A 17461-nucleotide genomic window follows, 5' to 3' on the forward strand; every position below is an offset into this window, starting at 1 on the left:
TCAATTGGTTAAAGGTTCGAGCCGAGCGAAACGCGCCAGCGTTGACCCGAAGGGCGAATCCGAAGGATGAGTCATCCCGCACAATCCACCATTATATCAAGTCCCCAGAACTATCCTGCAACTAGCACTCAAGTAGAACAATTGACTCTTAACCAATGGGTCGCCGTTCGAGCTATTCCTCTGTCTCTTCACCACTAAACTCGCTCCTATCATCTTCTGACATTTCGAACTCACTCCATTTATAATCCTAAATTTTAACTCTATTAAACATTTTCGCCATTATCAGACAATTTTGAGCGACTTTTGGCTAAATATTGGTTATTTTGTTTAGGATAAAAAACAAACCAATTTTGCTGGCCGTCAACAATGGTTGGTGACGTCGAAATAATTGGCAACAGAGATGTGAGCGATGAGTGAAACATTTGATGTGAATGCGGCTATATATCCATTCCCTCCACGGCCAGTTCCTTTGGATGAGGATGAAAAAGCCTTCTACCGTGAGAAAATCAAAACACTGCTGAAGCAACGCGACGCGGTGTTAGTCGCTCACTATTATACTGACCCCGAAATTCAAGCGCTAGCAGAAGAGACCGGTGGTTGTGTTGCTGACTCCCTTGAAATGGCGAGGTTTGGTAATAAGCATCCTGCTTCCACCTTATTGGTCGCGGGTGTGCGTTTTATGGGCGAGACAGCTAAAATTCTCAATCCAGAGAAACAAGTGCTTATGCCCACGCTAAATGCGGAGTGCTCGCTGGATTTAGGTTGCCCGATTGATGAGTTTGCAGCCTTCTGTGATAGCCACCCAGATCGCACCGTGGTGGTTTACGCGAATACCTCAGCAGCAGTCAAAGCCAGAGCAGACTGGGTGGTGACATCCAGTATTGCGGTCGAACTTATCGAACATCTCGATAGCTTAGGTGAAAAAATCATCTGGGCGCCAGATCGCCATCTGGGCAATTACGTCCAGAAGAAGAGTGGCGCTGATATCTTGTGTTGGCAGGGGGCCTGTATCGTCCATGATGAGTTTAAAACCCAAGCACTGACCCGCATGAAAGCATTACATCCTGACGCCGCTGTGTTGGTCCACCCAGAGTCTCCACAGGCAATCGTCGACATGGCCGATGCTGTTGGTTCAACGAGCCAGCTCATTCAGGCGGCAAAAACACTACCGCAGAAGAAGTTAATTGTGGCGACAGATCGGGGCATTTTTTACAAAATGCAGCAGGCTTGTCCTGATAAAGAGTTATTTGAAGCACCGACGGCAGGTGAAGGTGCCGCATGCCGAACATGTGCTCATTGTCCGTGGATGGCGATGAATGGCCTCAGAGCTATCGCTGAAGGGCTAGAGCAGGGTGGAATGATGCATGAGATACATGTTGATGAAGAATTGCGTCAGCAGGCGCTGATACCGTTAAATCGCATGCTAGATTTTGCTGACCAGTTGAAGTTACAGATTAAGGGTAATGCCTGAGTGGTCATTGGCACGATATCCACGACGCATCTAGGCTAATTTAGTGATTTGAATGACAACAATACCGGGGCGGCTTCTATAGCGGCAACTTGAAAGATAGCAGTGAAAAGGATTGTCAGATGGATTTTTTGAGTACTAGCAATATTTTGGTGCATATCCCGCTGGGGGCTGGTGGTTATGATCTTTCTTGGATAGAGGCAATAGGGACTCTGTTTGGGTTGCTGTGTATTTGGTTCGCCAGCAAAGAGAAAATCATTAACTATCTGTTTGGTTTGATTAACGTCACTTTGTTTGCGGTCATTTTCTTCCAGATCCAGCTTTATGCCAGTTTGCTGCTACAACTGTTCTTTTTTGTCGCTAATATTTACGGCTGGTATGCTTGGAGCAAGCAAACGCCTGACAACCAAGCTGAATTGAAGATTCGCTGGTTATCTTTACCCAAAGCTTTGGGGTGGGCAGCGGTTTGTGTCGTCGGTATCACCTTAATGACTCTGCATATTGATACTGTTTTTGCGTGGTTAACTCGAGTTGCGGTCAACGTGATGCAGGGTTTGGGGGCGAATGTGCAAATGCCTGAACTGCAACCTGACGCTTTCCCGTTCTGGGATTCCACAATGATGGTCTTGTCCATTGTGGCAATGATTCTGATGACGCGTAAATACGTTGAAAACTGGCTGATTTGGGTGGTGATCGATGTCATCAGCGTTGCTATTTTCGCCTATCAAGGCGTTTACGCGATGGCGCTGGAATATGTCTTACTGACGCTAATTGCCCTGAACGGATCTTGGTTGTGGATAAGGAGCGCTGCGCGGAATCATTCACGCCCGCTGTCAGCTCAAAGCGAGTAATATTCAGATTCAATCGCTGTTACGATAAGCAAGTATCAGGCCGCATGATCCTTTATTGCGGCCTGGTTATTTCTGGTGCGTGATGATGATGGCTAGTGATGATGGTGGTGGTGGTCACCTGCTGGTGCAGCCTGATTAATCACGCAATCTGGCGTTTCACAGGCTTGATACTCCATTTGAATGGTGGCATGGCCAATATTGTAGTGGTGCAATAAATGATGCTGAATACGTTGCAGCAATTCATCATTATCCCTTGGGGGAATGACCTGAACATGGAGCGTCATCACGCGTTGGTTGCCGACTTGCCATAAATGTACGTGATGAACATCCCTCACTTCATAAATGTCAGCACACAAACTTTTTCTCAGTTTGGCGATATCAATCTCTTGCGGTGCCCCTTCCAACAACTCGTGGAAACTCTCTTTTAGTAGTCGCCAAGCGCTGCGCAGCACCAACACCGAAACTAACACGGATAAGATAGGGTCGATTGGCGTCCAACCGGTCGTGAGAATGACGATAGCGGCAATGATCGCCCCGACAGAACCCAATAAATCGCCCAATACGTGTAAAGCCGCCGCACGCACATTGATATTCTTTTCTTCTTCGCCACGGTGAAGTATCCAGAAGCAAAATATATTCGCGACTAACCCAGCAATGGCGATGATTAACATCGGAGTCCCCATGACTTCATGGGGAGAGACGAAGCGTTGGACGGCTTCCCAGACAATCAATATGACGATCAGCACTAATGCTGCGGCATTCACAAAAGCGGCTAGTGTCGTGAGCCGTAAATACCCAAAAGTATGGCGAGAATCAGGCTTTCGTTGCGAAAAATGCACGGCAATCAACGCAATAAATAATGCGGCAGAATCCGTCAGCATGTGCCCAGCATCAGCCAATAAGGCTAGCGAGCCCGATAGCCAACCACCAATGGCTTCGATCACCATGAACAGGGTCGTGACCACAAAAGCGATCAGCAGGCGTTTGCTATTGCTATCTTGTGGAAGGTGAAATGAAGGGGCAGCCATGTTTATCCTTTGTCTCAGAAATCAATCTATGAAATCGCTGTTATCACCTGTTCGATCATTTTTACTGCTTTTATTTATGTTAACGCTGATTGGGTTTTATTCAATAAATTGATATGCATTATAGTGGATACCATAACCACACCTCTTCACACTGCTTCTCCTTGGCTGCTTCCAACTTCGCTCTTTTGCCTCCTAAAATCGAGGCATCCAGATTGGCGTTTATCTGCGCGGAATGCCTAATCTGTAAAAGTAGATTTACAGCGTTCAATTCAGCCGTTAGATTGGTTTAGATAAATGTTGTGCGATGACTGATACCAGACTTAATGGAAGAACTATGAATTACCTGAATGATGATCTACGAATTAATGAAATTAAGGAACTCCTGCCCCCTGTTGCCCTGTTAGAGAAGTTTCCCGCCAGCAAAAATGCGGCAGAGACGGTATCCAAGACCCGCACAGCGATTCACAATATTTTGCAAGCTAATGATGACCGCCTATTGGTGGTGATTGGCCCATGCTCAATTCATGATACTCAGGCGGCGAAAGAGTACGCGACCCGTTTATTGTCCCTGCGTGAAGAGCTGCAAGGTGAGCTAGAAGTAGTGATGCGAGTTTATTTTGAAAAACCGCGTACCACGGTTGGCTGGAAAGGGTTGATTAACGATCCGCACATGGATGGCAGCTATGACATCAATGACGGTTTACGTATCGCACGTAAGTTGTTGCTCGATATCAACGAGAGTGGCTTACCGGCGGCGGGTGAATTTTTGGATATGATTACCCCGCAATATTTGGCTGACCTGATGAGTTGGGGGGCCATTGGTGCTCGTACCACCGAATCGCAGGTTCACCGTGAACTGGCTTCTGGTCTATCTTGCCCTGTTGGATTTAAAAACGGCACTGATGGCACGATCAAAGTGGCTATCGACGCTATTAATGCTGCCAGTGCACCACATTGCTTCCTGTCAGTGACCAAATGGGGTCACTCCGCAATTGTGAATACTGCGGGCAACGACGATTGTCATATCATTCTGCGTGGCGGTAAAGAACCTAACTACAGCAGCGCGCACGTTGCTGCTGTGAAAGAAGGGCTGAGCAAAGCGGGTCTTGAACCGCAGATCATGATTGATTTCAGCCATGCTAACAGCAGTAAGCAATTCAAAAAGCAAATGGATGTGGGGACGGATGTTTGTCGCCAAATTGCCCAAGGCGAAAAAGCCATTATGGGTGTGATGATTGAAAGTCATCTGGTGGAAGGTAACCAAAATCTAGAAAGTGGCGAACCCCTGACTTACGGCAAAAGTGTGACCGATGCCTGTATCGGTTGGGAAGATACGGAAGTCTTACTGCGTCAGCTATCCAATGCGGTGAAAGCTCGCCGTAGTTAATCGCGAGCTAAACTGGTCAATGCGCTAAGCCGATAAATAACTAAGCCAGCCAATAAAAAACCCCGTCATCCAAAATGTACGGGGTTTTTTTATGGTGTTAATCAGGAATGATTATTTTGCTTTACCCTGATTAGCGACCGCCGCGGCTTTCGCAGCGATTTCTTCAGCGTTGCCCAGATAATAGTGTTTGATTGGTTTGAAGTTTTCATCAAACTCATACACCAATGGCACGCCAGTCGGGATGTTCAGTTCAAGAATTTCGTCTTCGTTCAGGTTATCCAGATATTTTACCAAAGCACGCAAAGAGTTACCGTGAGCCGCAATGATAACGCGCTCGCCGCTCGCGATACGTGGCTTAATAACTTCTTCCCAGTAAGGGATAACACGATCGATGGTCAGCGCGAGGCTTTCAGTCGTTGGCAGCTCGGCATCGGTTAATTTTGCATAACGTGGATCATGACCTGGGAAGCGCTCATCACTTTTGTCCAGTGCTGGCGGGGTGATGGCAAAGCCACGACGCCACAATTTAACTTGGTCATCACCATATTTGGCCGCAGTTTCTGATTTATCCAAACCTTGCAGTGCGCCGTAATGGCGCTCATTCAGCTTCCACGTTTTCTCTGTTGGCAGCCAAGCTTGATCTAACTCATCCAGAATGCTCCACAGGGTGTGGATAGCGCGTTTGAGCACAGAGGTGTAGGCGAAATCAAAAGCGAAGCCTTCATCTTTTAACAGCTTGCCCGCTGCTTTTGCTTCAGTACGACCTTTTTCAGACAAATCAACGTCATACCAACCGGTGAAGCGGTTTTCGTTGTTCCATTGACTTTCGCCGTGACGTACCAGAACCAGCTTTGTTACTGCCATAGTTCGAACTCCTCAAATGATTCAATGATAACTATTATCATTATATTGCGGGATTGCCGCTAACAGCAATCGTTTGTGTTTAACCATAGCCAATTTTTTAAGGTCACGTAAGGCTTTAGTTGAATCGATTCCGTCCTTGGAATCATAGGCGTGAGCGCGACTCGAGGACGTTAGGCGGCTTTTTTCAGGCAGGTACTCATAAAGGTTTTACGCTCATCGCCTTTTAACGCCTTGGTGGCCGCTTCGGCGTTACAATTCTTCATTTTTTGCTGCTGCGGCGTTAACGCTTTTTCATCTGGCGCAGGTTGTGCTTTCAAACACTGGCTCATAAACGCCTTGCGCTCATCTCCTTTCAGCGATTTTGCGGCGGCCTGCTTATTACAATCGGTCATTTTTTGTTGTTGTGCTGCTTGGGCGGGTGAGGGGGTTTTAGCCGTGTCAGCCGCGATGGCATTAGCGCCCAGCAATAAGCTTGCTGAGAGTAACCATAAGGTCGTTAGACGCATAAGAGTTCCCTTTATTCACTGTTCATAGAGACAAGATTGGCGTCTGAAAGGGCAGGCAACAGCAGCGGACGGCCGCCTGACAGATGTTATTAAGCGTAGTCGGCGGCCGCTTATAAAAAAAGTTACAGGGCGATAAAATGATAAACAGTCGTGGCGCGGTAAATTTTTCCCGGTTTTAACCAACAATCGGGTTGCGGCCATTCAGGATGGTTAGGGCTATCGGGTAGAAATTCACTTTCCAGCGCAACACCGGTATAGCTGGCGTAAGTTCCGCCATTTCGCGACGGCGTGCCGCCTAGGAAATTGCCACTGTATAGCTGTAATGCAGGGGCCGTGGTGTAGACACTCATTTGTACGCGATTATCGGATGACCACAGATGCGCTGCAGGGCTTTCCGTCGCACCACAAGTTCGGTGCAGCAAATAAGCGTGGTCATAGCCTTTCACGCGTTGCTGGCAACGGTCTTGCAAGAAATCGCGTGCCAGTGTTTTCGCTTGGCGAAAGTCCATACCGGTTTTTTCAACATTAGCGAGCCCACCGGTGGGGATGCCTTCGCTATCGACAGGTAAATACCGGTCAGCGAACAACTGTAAACGATGTGCTCTAACATCGTGCCCTTCACCATCAAGGTTGAAATAAGCATGATTGGTGAGATTCACTGGGCAAGTTTTATCCACCTGCGCCTGATAGTGAATCTCTAATCGATTATCTTCGGTTAGCAGGTACTGGACTTCAGCAGTCAGATTGCCGGGGAAGCCCTGATCCCCATCAGGTGAATGAAGTTGATAGGTCACCTGCTTTTCATCCTGCTTAACTTTTTGCCAGCGACGGGCATGGAACCCTTCAGGGCCGCCATGAAGTTGGTTTGGGCCTTGATTAGGTATCAAATGAAGGGTTTCACCGTCCACAGTGATTTGTGCGTTAGCGATTCTATTAGCGTAGCGGCCCACGGTAGCGCCAAGGTAGGCCGCTTGATGTAAATAGTCCGCCGGCGTTTGGCAACCTAACAGTAGTTCGCGCTTTTCACCCTCTTTCAGTGGCAATATCGCAGACAGCCAAGTTGCACCCCAGTCCATTAGCGTCACGCTCATGCCTGATTTATTGTGCAATTCGGTCAATTCAAAGGGGTGACCATCTGGTGCTAACTGGTCAACACTGCTTGGCAATGCAGCGTCGTTTTTCAGCATAAACCCGCTCCTTGTGAAGCCTGACAGACGTAGAAGGTTTCTGTTCTGCCACCGCTAAAGGCAGGATATTCTCGCGCAACGGTCGCTCGAACTTGCTCAACCAGCGACGTGGGCATTAGGGCAACAATACAGCCACCAAAACCACCGCCAGTCATACGCACACCACCTTGCTCCCCAATCACTGATTTCACAATATCCACCAAGCTATCTATCGGTGGAACTGTGATCTCGAAATCATCTCGCATTGAAATATGAGACTCCTGCATCAGTTGTCCCATCAATTTCAGGTCACCAGTAGCCAGTGCATCAGCGGCGGCTAGCGTCCGTTCATTTTCAGTGATGACATGACGCGCGCGTTTAGCCACAACGGGATCCAATTCATCTTGAATAGAGAAGAACAGGTTAGGATCGACGTCGCGTAATGCTTTGACACCAAAGAAGCGGGCTGCGGTTTCGCATTGCTGGCGGCGAGTGTTGTACTCGCTATCGACCAAGCCCCGTTTCACATTGGAGTTAATGATCACGACTGCAACATTGGCGGGCATCGACACCGCGCGCGTTTCAAGCGTGCGACAATCAATTAATAGCGCATGGTCTTGTTTCCCAAGCGCTGAAATCAACTGGTCCATAATGCCGCAGTTACAGCCGACAAATTGGTTCTCGGCTTCTTGCCCATTCAAGGCCAGTTCAACACCGCTGAGGGGTAATTGGTAGAGTGATTGCAGCGCTTGGCCTACCGCGACTTCCAACGATGCCGATGAGCTGAGGCCCGCACCCTGCGGCACATTGCCGCTAATGACCATATCTGCGCCGCCAAAATCAGCGTTGCGAAGTTGCAAATGTTTCACCACGCCACGCACGTAATCAGCCCAACGGTATTCAGGGTGCGGAACAATAGGTTCATCAAGTGAGAATATATCTTGCTGGTTTTCATAATCAGCCGCAACCACACGAATCTGACGATCATCACGCTTGCTACAACTGATCACTGTTTCATAATCAATGGCACAGGGCAGCACAAAACCATCGTTATAATCGGTATGTTCACCAATGAGATTGACGCGGCCCGGCGCTTTGATTGTGATCTCAGCGTCATGGTTGAATTCTTGGCGGAAAATGGCCTGGGTATGCGGTTTTAAACTCATTATTTGACTCCGGCTTCTCGATAATGAACATCACTGACCGCCCGCAGGAGTTCAGCCGCCTGTTCTGCTGTAAGGTCGCGCTGGGTTTCAGCCAGCATTTCATAACCCACCATAAATTTGCGCACTGACGCAGAGCGTAATAATGGAGGATAAAAGTGCGCATGTAGTTGCCAATGCGCTTGGTCATGGCTGCTATTCGTGCCATGTTCGCCGTGATCTGTGCCAGATGGGCTATAGGGCGCACCATGCCACCCCATCGAATAGGGGAAGGAGCACGAGAATAAATTGTCATAGCGGCTGGTGAGTTTTTTCAGCGCGATAGCCAGATCAACGTGTTGTGCGGCTGACATGTCTTCTAAGCGCAATACATGCGCCTTTGGTAATAATAACGTTTCGAATGGCCACGCTGCCCAGTAGGGGACAACGGCTAACCAGTGCTCGGTTTCTACCACTGTTCTGCTGCCATCACGGCACTCACGTTCGACATAATCGAGTAACATGGGCGACTGATGCTGGTGAAAATAATCTCGCTGTAAACGGTCTTCCCGCGCAGCTTCATTAGGCAAGAAACTGTTAGCCCAAATTTGGCCATGAGGGTGAGGGTTCGAGCAGCCCATCGCTGCGCCTTTATTCTCAAAAACCTGAACCCACGGATAAATTTTGCCCAACTCAGCACTCTGTTGTTGCCATGTCTGAATCACGTCTTCTAATGCGGGCAATGTCAGTTGTGGCAGTGTTTTACTGTGATCGGGCGAGAAGCAAATCACTCGGCTCGTGCCACGAGCACTTTGACTGCGCATCAAAGGATCTTCGCTTTGCGGCGCATCAGGGGTATCTGGCATCAGCGCGGCAAAGTCATTGGTAAAGACATAGGTAGACGGGTAGTCAGGATTAACATCACCCGTCACTCGCGTATTACCGGGGCATAAGAAACAGTCAGGATCATGGGCAGGTAAACTGTCCGTCGCCGGTGCTTCTTGCTGGCCTTGCCATGGGCGCTTGGCCCGATGAGGTGAGACCAGCACCCACTGATCGCTTAGTGGGTTATATCTACGGTGTGGATGATCCACAGGGTTAAAATCAGTCATACAGTGCCTTAGTCGGGATAACCCTGAGGATTGTTTGATTGCCAGCGCCAAGTATCGGCTGCCATTTCATCGAGTGTTCGGTGAGTGCGCCAACCCAGTTGTTCAGCCGCTTTGCTTGAATCGGCCCAATAAGCCGGTAAATCGCCATCGCGACGTGGAGCAAAATGGTAAGCCAGTGGTTTGCCACAGGCTTTGGTGAACGCCTCGACCACTTGTAAAACACTGCTACCAATACCTGCACCCAGATTGAAAATATGCACACCCGGCTGATTGTGCAGTTGTTTCATCGCCGCGACATGGCCATCAGCCAAATCGACGACATGAATGTAATCACGCACGCCAGTACCATCAGGGGTGGGGTAGTCATTACCGAATATCGCCAGAGATTCACGACGACCGACGGCGACTTGGGCAATAAAAGGCATCAGGTTATTCGGGATACCTTGTGGGTCTTCACCCATCAGGCCAGATGGATGCGCACCGACCGGATTGAAATAACGCAAGATCGTCATATTCCATTCGGGGTCTGCCAACTGCACATCTTGCAATATTTGCTCAACCATCAATTTGCTACGGCCATAGGGGCTAGAGGGGGAGCCCGTCGGGAAACTTTCAACGTAAGGGATTTGGGGTTGATCGCCATAAACAGTAGCAGATGAGCTAAAGATAAAATTCTTCACCTGCGCGGCACGCATGGCTTCCAAGAGCACTAAGGTGCCGTAGACATTGTTGTTGTAATATTCCAACGGCTTAGCGACCGATTCGCCCACGGCTTTTAAGCCCGCAAAATGGATGACGGCATGGATAGAATGTTCTGCAAAGATTTTATCGAGTAACGCACGATCGCGGATATCGCCCTGATAAAGTTCAGGCGTGTAGCCCGTCAGGCTATTTATCCTAGCTAATACGCTTGCTTTGCTGTTGCAAAGATTATCGAGGATAACCGGCTTGTAGCCTGCTTCAATTAATTGCACACAAGTGTGGCTGCCAATGTAACCGCTACCACCTGTTACCAGAACGTACATGTAAGACTCCTCGAATCACTTTGGTCTAAGAAAGATAGCATGCCATTATCAGCAAAAAGGTGATCTAAGCTCAATAATGGAATCGTTTACACTCAATTTTATCCCAATTTATTCTCTGTCGGAGCATAAAGACAGCCGAATGAATCAGGATAGATAAAAAATCTCAAAAATCTCGGGCATGGCATTGATAACTGAAGTGGTAGCGTTCTCATCCATCAATCCAGCAGGAATGTCCTGCCTGAAATGTACGATCCCAATGCAGTGGTCGATACCTGCATTGGGATCGTGGTTCACACACAGTTAGCCAAGGCTAGCTCGGTAAATAAAGCGGATAAGTGAAGAACAGCAAATGCATTAAGTTCAGTGCGAAATGGAAGGCGACTGCCACCCATAAGCGGCCACTCCATAGCCATGCCAAACCGTAAATGACGCCCGCTAACGCGGCGAATATCATCAGTAAGGTGCCGCCAGCAAAATGCGCGGCACCAAAGAGCAGTGCGGTGATGAAAAGGGCTGGATAGCTACCTACCCATTGGCTTAAACGTTGCTGCAAATAGCCACGAAATAATGCTTCTTCCGCCAAGCTGACAAAAAAGATATTGGCGATAACGAAAGAACCAATCCAAGTAGGGGTGTGCAATTCAATTTTTAAGCCGCCCAAAGCGACCGCCAGCAGCAGCAATGCCGGTACGCTAACAACTAATCCAGCCCAACCCATTCGACTGATTGATGGGTGACGGTGGGCGACAAACAAGGTTGGGAGACAAGCGAGTAAGATAAAGGGAATCAGTGCCTTATCCAGATTGTAGTACATACTAAATAGTGGGCTCAGTGGTCCAACAGTCACTTTATCCAATACTTTCAGGTTGTTAAAACCTGGCACCAAATGAAGGAACAGGGCGATTGAAGCCACGACCAGTAATAGTTCTAGCCCCGCAGCCAGCCACTTTTGAGCGCGGTATTTGTTCAGTAATAACGCAATGATCAGTGTGAGTAGTAAGAAGGCCGCTGACGGGAGTGTCATGACACCATGATAAAAGGCAATCACCAATGAGGTGGCCAAGAGGAACAGGGCAAGTACTCGGTTAACCGATAGAAAAAGCAGTGAAGCCGCAAGAATACCCCACATAATTAATCCCTTTATTGTATTCCCATCATTCAACATGCAGATATTGGCTGCTTGAAATTTGCTGGGTAAAAATCCTGATGAAGAGTTGAATCATGTTCAACCCAAAAATAAGTCAGTCTCCAGCACCGATACGGATAATGGCTGACGGTGAAAATAGTACCATAACCGACCCCTGACAATATTGCCCAGCAGTACAATTGACTCGCTGGGCTGCAACGTGAGTGAGTCAGCAACCCCATCGTAAGCTAACGAGGTAATACCTCCTGATGATAGCGATAAATTTCTTTCTCAGGGATAAAAGTTAAACGATGGGTAATGCACTGTGGTGCATCTTCCGCATGGTGGGAAACAAACAAAAGCTGCGTCTCTCCCTCACTGATCATGACATCAATAAAACGTCTGACTAACAATCGGTTAAGCGGGTCCAAGCCCTGCAAAGGCTCATCTAAAATCAAGAGTGCAGGGTGCTTAACCAACGCCCGCGCAATCAATGCTAGCCGTTGTTGCCCCCAAGATAAGCTGTGGAACGGTTGATTAGCGGTAACAGTCGAAAAGCCTAATAGTGCCAGCCATTCATCAGCCAACTGTTGCTGACGATCCGATACAGCCTGATAAATACCAATCGAATCAAAAAAACCGGACAAAATGACGCTACGCAGGCTGGCGCTGACGCGATAGTCCAGATGCAGGCTACTACTGACATAGCCTATATGGCGTTTGATATCCCAAATCGTTTCACCACTGCCACGGCGGCGGCCAAATAACGTCAAATCATTGCTGTAGCCTTGGGGATGATCGCCAGTAATCAGGCTGAGTAAGGTCGATTTACCCGCACCATTTTGGCCGATAATTTGCCAGTGTTCACTAGGGTTCACTTGCCAACTCAGATTGTGCAAGATGGGGCGGTCATTGTATTCCACCACGCCATTACGCAAGATAATCAGTGGGCTATCTTTTGGTAATTGAACCTGTTGCTGTGGGTGTTCCGTTTCGGGTAGTGATAACCCATCCAGATTTTCACTGTGCGCCAGTTGAGCTATCAGGGCTTCGGATAGGATGTGTTCCCTTGGGCCAGTATGCGTCAAATGACAGTCTGCCAGCACGCCGACAAACTGCACAAAATCAGGAATGTCGTCAAAGCGATTCAGCACCAGAATCAGCGTGACGCCTTGCGTCGAAAGCGTCGATAGCATGGTGGCGAGTTGGATACGGGCGGCAACATCCAGCCCATCAAAAGGCTCATCCAGAATCAGCAGGTCCGGTTGCGACATCAAGGCTTGGCATAACAGTGTCTTGCGGGTTTCTCCGGTGGAAAGGTATTTAAACCGGCGCGAGAGTAAGTGGCTGATACCAAATTGAGTGGCTAAGTCTTGGCAACGCTGCGGATGGCGAACTTCTTCTTGAATGATTTCAGCGGTGGTGCGTCCCGTATCATCTTCATCCGCGCTGAGTAGATCGGTATTATTGCGCTGCCACTCTTCACTGACTAACTGTTGCAGTTGCTCAAACGACAAACGCACGGTACGGAGAAAATCACTCTGGCGTATGCCAGTCAGCAAGGTCAGTTCGCCAGATAATGCTTTAGCCAGCGCGGACTTTCCGCTGCCATTCGCACCGACGAAAGCCCAGCTTTCCCCTGATTGTGGTTGTCCATGTGGCGATTTGTTATCACTACTTGAAATGGATAGTGAAGGTACATTGAGTGTCCGTGTGTCACTCAGGCGAAAACAACCTTGCGATATATGCAACTCAGCCATCACTCTTCCCGCATTATGCAACATAATTAGTGTGGTAGGGATAAGCGGAAAAGGGGGCGATGTCAATACGTAAACCCTTTACTCGCCGTTAATCACTGAGCAGAATGATTTAGCAAAGTGTCGCAATAATGACGCGATCAGCATTGAACTGGGCAATAACAGCACTCCCTACCCGTAAATTTAGTTGGTGCAGCTCATTATTATTTTGTGTCGAACACAGTGTGGTGCCTCCGGCGAGCGTCACAATGACTTCGCTGTGATCACTACCCGGTTCAATGCTGGTCACGGTCCCCGGTAGGGCATTATCTGCTGCCCCCGACAGTGCTTGATCAGTAATCAGTTTTACCCAAGGTGCTTTAATCAGCGCTAATACTTCTTTGCCTGCTGAAAGTTGCAGGCGGTCGGCACTCTGTTGGGTCAGCGCTGCTGATAACCGCGTTTTACCGTCTGAAAGCAGAATATTGACGTGTTGTTGAACCTGCTGGTGGTCGCGTTCAATAATGGTGCCGAAAAATTGATTGCGAGCGCTGGTTTGCAGCGAGAAGCGAGAAATAGCCGCTAATAGGCTATCGAGGGGCAGTGAATCATCCTTCAATGTATCAAAGGCTTTTTGTTGAATCTTTGCCAGCAAATCATAGAGTTGGATTAAGCGTTCGCCGTAACGTGTCAGGTGTGCACCGCCTCCGCCTTTCCCCCCTGTGGCGCGTTCCACCAATGTTTCCTCAGCCAACGTGTTCATTTCATTGATGGCATCCCAAGCGCTCTTATAACTAATACCGGCGAGCTTTGCTCCCTGACTGATAGAACCGGTGTGCTGTATTTGCTTTAGCAATGCAATACGACGGGGGTCAGCAAAAAGTCGTTGCTGAAGTTTTAAGGTGAGGAGAATTTCTGCCTGCATGATTTTTGGCTCCAGCGCGAAAGGCTATTTGTGCTCTAACTGCCTGTTTGCAGACAGATCGCACGTTTGGCAGGTTACATTTTTTTGCTGTTAGTTAAAATAACAAGATTCATTCATTGCTGATATAAATTACAGTAAATGATAGATGGCAATTATTGTGTTAACGTAAGTTATCGCGTAATCAGCAGCAATGAGAGGCTAGCATGTTAGAACTATTGAAAAGTCTGGTCTTTGCCGTGGTCATGGTGCCCGTGGTAATGGCCGTGATTTTGGGCATGATCTATGGGCTGGGTGAGGTGTTTAACATCATCTCCAAAACAGGCCACACCAAAGAACGCTCTTAATCTGATTTCTAAATAGCCAGCGTATAAAAGCGCTGGCTATTTTCGTCTCTCCTGCATTTTTCCTTCCTTTTTCTTCTTTATCGTCTTGCCGCAACTTAAGTTAACTCACAACTTGCCGATAAATTGCATGACCGCTTTGTGATGTTGCGTTATATTTCCATTTATATAGCGACCTCATTAATGCGGAGAACAACATGAAAAATCAATATGGTAAAGTGAATAAATGGATGGTGAGTGCGGCACTGCTTGCTGCATTTTCCAGTACGGCGTTTGCAGCAGAGAATATCACTGTCTTTGCGGCGGCCTCGTTGACCAATGCACTGCAAGACATCAGCGCACAGTATAAAAAAGAGAAGCAAGTTGATGTGGTCGTGTCTTTTGCCTCATCGTCCACATTGGCGCGTCAGATTGAGCAGGGCGCGCCAGCCGATCTGTTTATCTCAGCGGATCAGCAATGGATGGATTATGCTATTGATAAACAGCAGATTGCTGCCAATACTCGTTACACCTTGTTAGGCAACGAATTAGTATTGATCGCGCCACAAGACAGTAAAATTGATAAAGTCGATATCGATAAAAAAACCGACTGGAAAAAATTGTTAGACGGTGGCCGGTTAGCGGTCGGGGATCCAGACCATGTTCCTGCGGGAATTTATGCTAAAGAGTCGCTGGAGAATTTAGGTGCCTGGTCAACTTTAGCCCCAGAAATGGCGCGTGCGAATAACGTGCGTAGCGCAATGGCGCTGGTCGAGCGAGCAGAAGCTCCGCTGGGTATTGTTTATGGTTCAGATGCCATAGCCAGTAAAAAAGTTAAAGTTGTGGGGGTGTTCCCGGAAGATAGCCATAAGCCGGTTGAATACCCAATGGCGATTGTTAAGGGCCATGAAAATCCGACCGTCAGTGCTTTTTACGATTATCTGAAAAGCCCTGCTGCGGCGACTATTTTCAAAAATTATGGATTTACCCCACGCTAATGATATTGAGTGAGTATGAGTGGCAGGCCATTATTCTTAGCCTGAAGGTTTCTGGTGTGGCGGTGGCGTGCAGTTTGCCGTTAGGTATTTTAATGGCATGGGTGTTAGTGCGCTGTCGTTTCCCCGGTAAGTCATTGCTAGACAGTGTTATTCACTTGCCACTGGTGTTACCACCAGTGGTGATTGGTTATTTACTGCTGATCAGCATGGGGCGGCGTGGTTTTATTGGCGAATGGCTGTATAGCTGGTTTGGTATCAATTTCAGTTTTAGCTGGCGTGGTGCGGCCTTAGCTTCGGCGGTGGTTGCTTTCCCGCTGATGGTTCGGGCTATTCGTTTGGCGTTAGAAGCCGTCGATACTCGCTTGGAGCTGGCTGCCCGTACACTGGGTGCAAATCCGTGGCGGGTATTTTTCACCATTACATTACCGCTCTCTTTACCGGGTGTGATTGCCGGTACTGTGCTCTCGTTTGCTCGTTCCTTGGGTGAATTTGGTGCGACCATTACCTTCGTTTCCAATATCCCCGGAGAAACCCGCACCATCCCGCTGGCGATGTATACGCTGATTGAAACGCCCGGTGCTGAAGCCGCCGCGGCGCGATTGTGCGTGATTGCCATTATTCTGTCGTTGGTTTCTCTCTTGCTCTCCGAGTGGTTAGCCCGTTGGGGTAAAAAGCGCATGGGGGTCCCATGCTAAAGCTTGATTTTACTCAGCAGCTAGGTGATTTGCATTTACAGGTGACCACTGATCTACCGGCGCAAGGTATCACCGCTATTTTTGGCTTATCCGGTGCGGGTAAGACATCGCTGATTAATGTGATTGGCGGTCTCACGCGTCCGCAGCAAGGCAAAGTCATACTCAATGATCGGGTGCTGGTGGATGTTGATAAGCAAATCTACCTGCCACCGGAAAAGCGTCGCGTCGGGTATGTTTTCCAGGATGCGCGCCTGTTCCCCCATTATCGGGTGCGCGGCAACTTACAATATGGCATGGCGGCTTCCATGCGGGGACAGTTTGATACTATCGTCGGTTTACTGGGTATCGAACCGCTGTTAGGGCGCTTTCCGCTTACGCTGTCTGGCGGCGAAAAACAGCGGGTTGCCATTGGTCGAGCACTGTTAACGGCACCTGAATTGTTATTGATGGATGAGCCTCTAGCCTCGCTGGATCTGCCACGCAAACGTGAATTGTTACCTTATCTAGAACGGTTGGCGCAAGATGTGAACACCCCAATTTTATATGTTAGCCATAGCATGGATGAGATTCTCCAGTTGGCTGATCAAGTGGTGGTGATGGATGCCGGTAAGGTTCGTGCTGTTGGCGGCCTAGAAGAGGTGTGGGCCAGCAGTGCGCTACGACCTTGGTTACAGCGTGAGGAGCCGAGCAGCATCTTACGGGTCAGCGTGATTGGTCATCATGATCGCTACGCCATGACCGCACTGGCATTAGCCGATCAACGTTTGTGGGTGGGCAAGCTGGATGCGCAAGAAGGTGACTCAATGCGTATTCGCATCAACGCTGCGGATGTTTCGTTGGTTTTACAGCCGGCTCAAAACAGCAGTATCCGTAATATTTTGCCCGTAAAAATTGCCGAATGCCTCGAGGTTGATGGGCAGGTTGATGTCAAACTTGCGATTGGCGATCAATGGCTATGGGCGAGAATTACCCCTTGGGCGCGTGATGAGTTGGGGTTGAAACCGGGTCAGTGGGTGTATGCGCAGATAAAAAGTGTGTCGTTTAACCGCAAAAATTGAATGCTCGTCGCTGCAGCCCTATCAACAAACATTGATATCCTTAAACACTGATAT

17 protein-coding genes are annotated in these 17461 nt (G+C 48.5%); 7 read left to right on the forward strand and 10 right to left on the reverse strand.

Features of this window, described 5'->3' with window-relative positions; translation table 11 throughout:
- The first annotated feature begins 409 nt into the window (after positions 1-409).
- Both nadA and pnuC read left to right on the forward strand, forming a co-directional pair.
- Positions 410-1471: a quinolinate synthase NadA gene (gene nadA / locus BN68_RS01035; protein ID WP_019209293.1), complete on the forward strand. Its 1062-nt coding sequence runs from the start codon at positions 410-412 to the stop codon at positions 1469-1471.
- Between the two features lie 119 nt (positions 1472-1590).
- Positions 1591-2319, forward strand: coding sequence for a nicotinamide riboside transporter PnuC (pnuC, locus tag BN68_RS01040; RefSeq protein WP_019209294.1), 729 nt, complete (start codon positions 1591-1593; stop codon positions 2317-2319).
- Between the two features lie 92 nt (positions 2320-2411).
- On the opposite strand, the gene zitB is transcribed toward pnuC, so the two are convergent.
- Entirely contained in the window at positions 2412-3347 is a 936-nt protein-coding gene (zitB, locus tag BN68_RS01045; RefSeq protein ID WP_019209295.1) for a CDF family zinc transporter ZitB, read from the reverse strand.
- Positions 3348-3681: 334 nt separating this feature from the next.
- Here zitB and aroG point away from each other — a divergent pair, with 334 nt between their 5' ends.
- Positions 3682-4734 carry a 3-deoxy-7-phosphoheptulonate synthase AroG gene (aroG, locus tag BN68_RS01050; RefSeq protein WP_019209296.1) on the forward strand — a complete coding sequence of 351 codons (1053 nt, stop codon included), beginning with the start codon at positions 3682-3684 and terminating at the stop codon, positions 4732-4734.
- A gap of 111 nt (positions 4735-4845) precedes the next feature.
- Here aroG and gpmA read toward each other — a convergent pair whose 3' ends face one another.
- The 9 genes from gpmA to modE all read right to left on the reverse strand — a co-directional run bounded on the left by gpmA (position 4846) and on the right by modE (position 14336).
- Positions 4846-5598 carry a 2,3-diphosphoglycerate-dependent phosphoglycerate mutase gene (gene gpmA / locus BN68_RS01055; protein WP_019209297.1) on the reverse strand — a complete coding sequence of 251 codons (753 nt, stop codon included), beginning with the start codon at positions 5596-5598 and terminating at the stop codon, positions 4846-4848.
- 170 nt (positions 5599-5768) lie between these two features.
- A complete protein-coding gene (locus tag BN68_RS01060; RefSeq protein ID WP_019209298.1) occupies positions 5769-6104 on the reverse strand; it encodes a PsiF family protein in 336 nt (111 codons plus the stop codon).
- A gap of 122 nt (positions 6105-6226) precedes the next feature.
- A complete protein-coding gene (gene galM / locus BN68_RS01065) occupies positions 6227-7291 on the reverse strand; it encodes a galactose-1-epimerase (protein WP_019209299.1) in 1065 nt (354 codons plus the stop codon).
- A complete protein-coding gene (galK, locus tag BN68_RS01070) occupies positions 7285-8436 on the reverse strand; it encodes a galactokinase (RefSeq protein WP_019209300.1) in 1152 nt (383 codons plus the stop codon). The genes galM and galK overlap by 7 nt, the downstream gene beginning before the upstream one ends.
- A complete protein-coding gene (gene galT, locus BN68_RS01075; RefSeq protein WP_019209301.1) occupies positions 8436-9524 on the reverse strand; it encodes a galactose-1-phosphate uridylyltransferase in 1089 nt (362 codons plus the stop codon). Before galT ends, galK begins: the two co-directional genes overlap by 1 nt.
- An 8-nt stretch (positions 9525-9532) precedes the next feature.
- Positions 9533-10549, reverse strand: a complete 1017-nt coding sequence (gene galE / locus BN68_RS01080; RefSeq protein ID WP_019209302.1) for a UDP-glucose 4-epimerase GalE — start codon at positions 10547-10549, stop codon at positions 9533-9535.
- 310 nt (positions 10550-10859) lie between these two features.
- Positions 10860-11678 carry a CPBP family intramembrane glutamic endopeptidase gene (locus BN68_RS01085; RefSeq protein ID WP_019209303.1) on the reverse strand — a complete coding sequence of 273 codons (819 nt, stop codon included), beginning with the start codon at positions 11676-11678 and terminating at the stop codon, positions 10860-10862.
- A 245-nt stretch (positions 11679-11923) separates the two neighbouring features.
- Positions 11924-13435: a molybdate ABC transporter ATP-binding protein ModF gene (gene modF, locus BN68_RS01090; protein WP_019209304.1), complete on the reverse strand. Its 1512-nt coding sequence runs from the start codon at positions 13433-13435 to the stop codon at positions 11924-11926.
- Positions 13436-13544: 109 nt separating this feature from the next.
- The gene (modE, locus tag BN68_RS01095) at positions 13545-14336 is read right to left on the reverse strand and encodes a molybdenum-dependent transcriptional regulator (RefSeq protein WP_019209305.1); all 792 of its coding nucleotides are present in this window, start codon (positions 14334-14336) and stop codon (positions 13545-13547) included.
- A gap of 203 nt (positions 14337-14539) precedes the next feature.
- On the opposite strand from modE, the gene BN68_RS01100 reads away from it, so the two are divergent.
- The 4 genes from BN68_RS01100 (at position 14540) to modC (ending at position 17407) form a co-directional block, all read left to right on the forward strand.
- Positions 14540-14680 carry an AcrZ family multidrug efflux pump-associated protein gene (locus BN68_RS01100; protein WP_004877266.1) on the forward strand — a complete coding sequence of 47 codons (141 nt, stop codon included), beginning with the start codon at positions 14540-14542 and terminating at the stop codon, positions 14678-14680.
- A 194-nt stretch (positions 14681-14874) separates the two neighbouring features.
- Positions 14875-15654, forward strand: a complete 780-nt coding sequence (gene modA / locus BN68_RS01105) for a molybdate ABC transporter substrate-binding protein (protein ID WP_019209306.1) — start codon at positions 14875-14877, stop codon at positions 15652-15654.
- The gene (gene modB, locus BN68_RS01110) at positions 15654-16349 is read left to right on the forward strand and encodes a molybdate ABC transporter permease subunit (protein ID WP_019209307.1); all 696 of its coding nucleotides are present in this window, start codon (positions 15654-15656) and stop codon (positions 16347-16349) included. Before modA ends, modB begins: the two co-directional genes overlap by 1 nt.
- Entirely contained in the window at positions 16343-17407 is a 1065-nt protein-coding gene (gene modC / locus BN68_RS01115) for a molybdenum ABC transporter ATP-binding protein ModC (RefSeq protein ID WP_019209308.1), read from the forward strand. The genes modB and modC overlap by 7 nt, the downstream gene beginning before the upstream one ends.
- Positions 17408-17461: the final 54 nt, after the last annotated feature.

The sequence above is a fragment of the Yersinia massiliensis CCUG 53443 genome (assembly GCF_000312485.1).
In the GTDB taxonomy this organism is placed as follows: domain Bacteria; phylum Pseudomonadota; class Gammaproteobacteria; order Enterobacterales; family Enterobacteriaceae; genus Yersinia; species Yersinia massiliensis.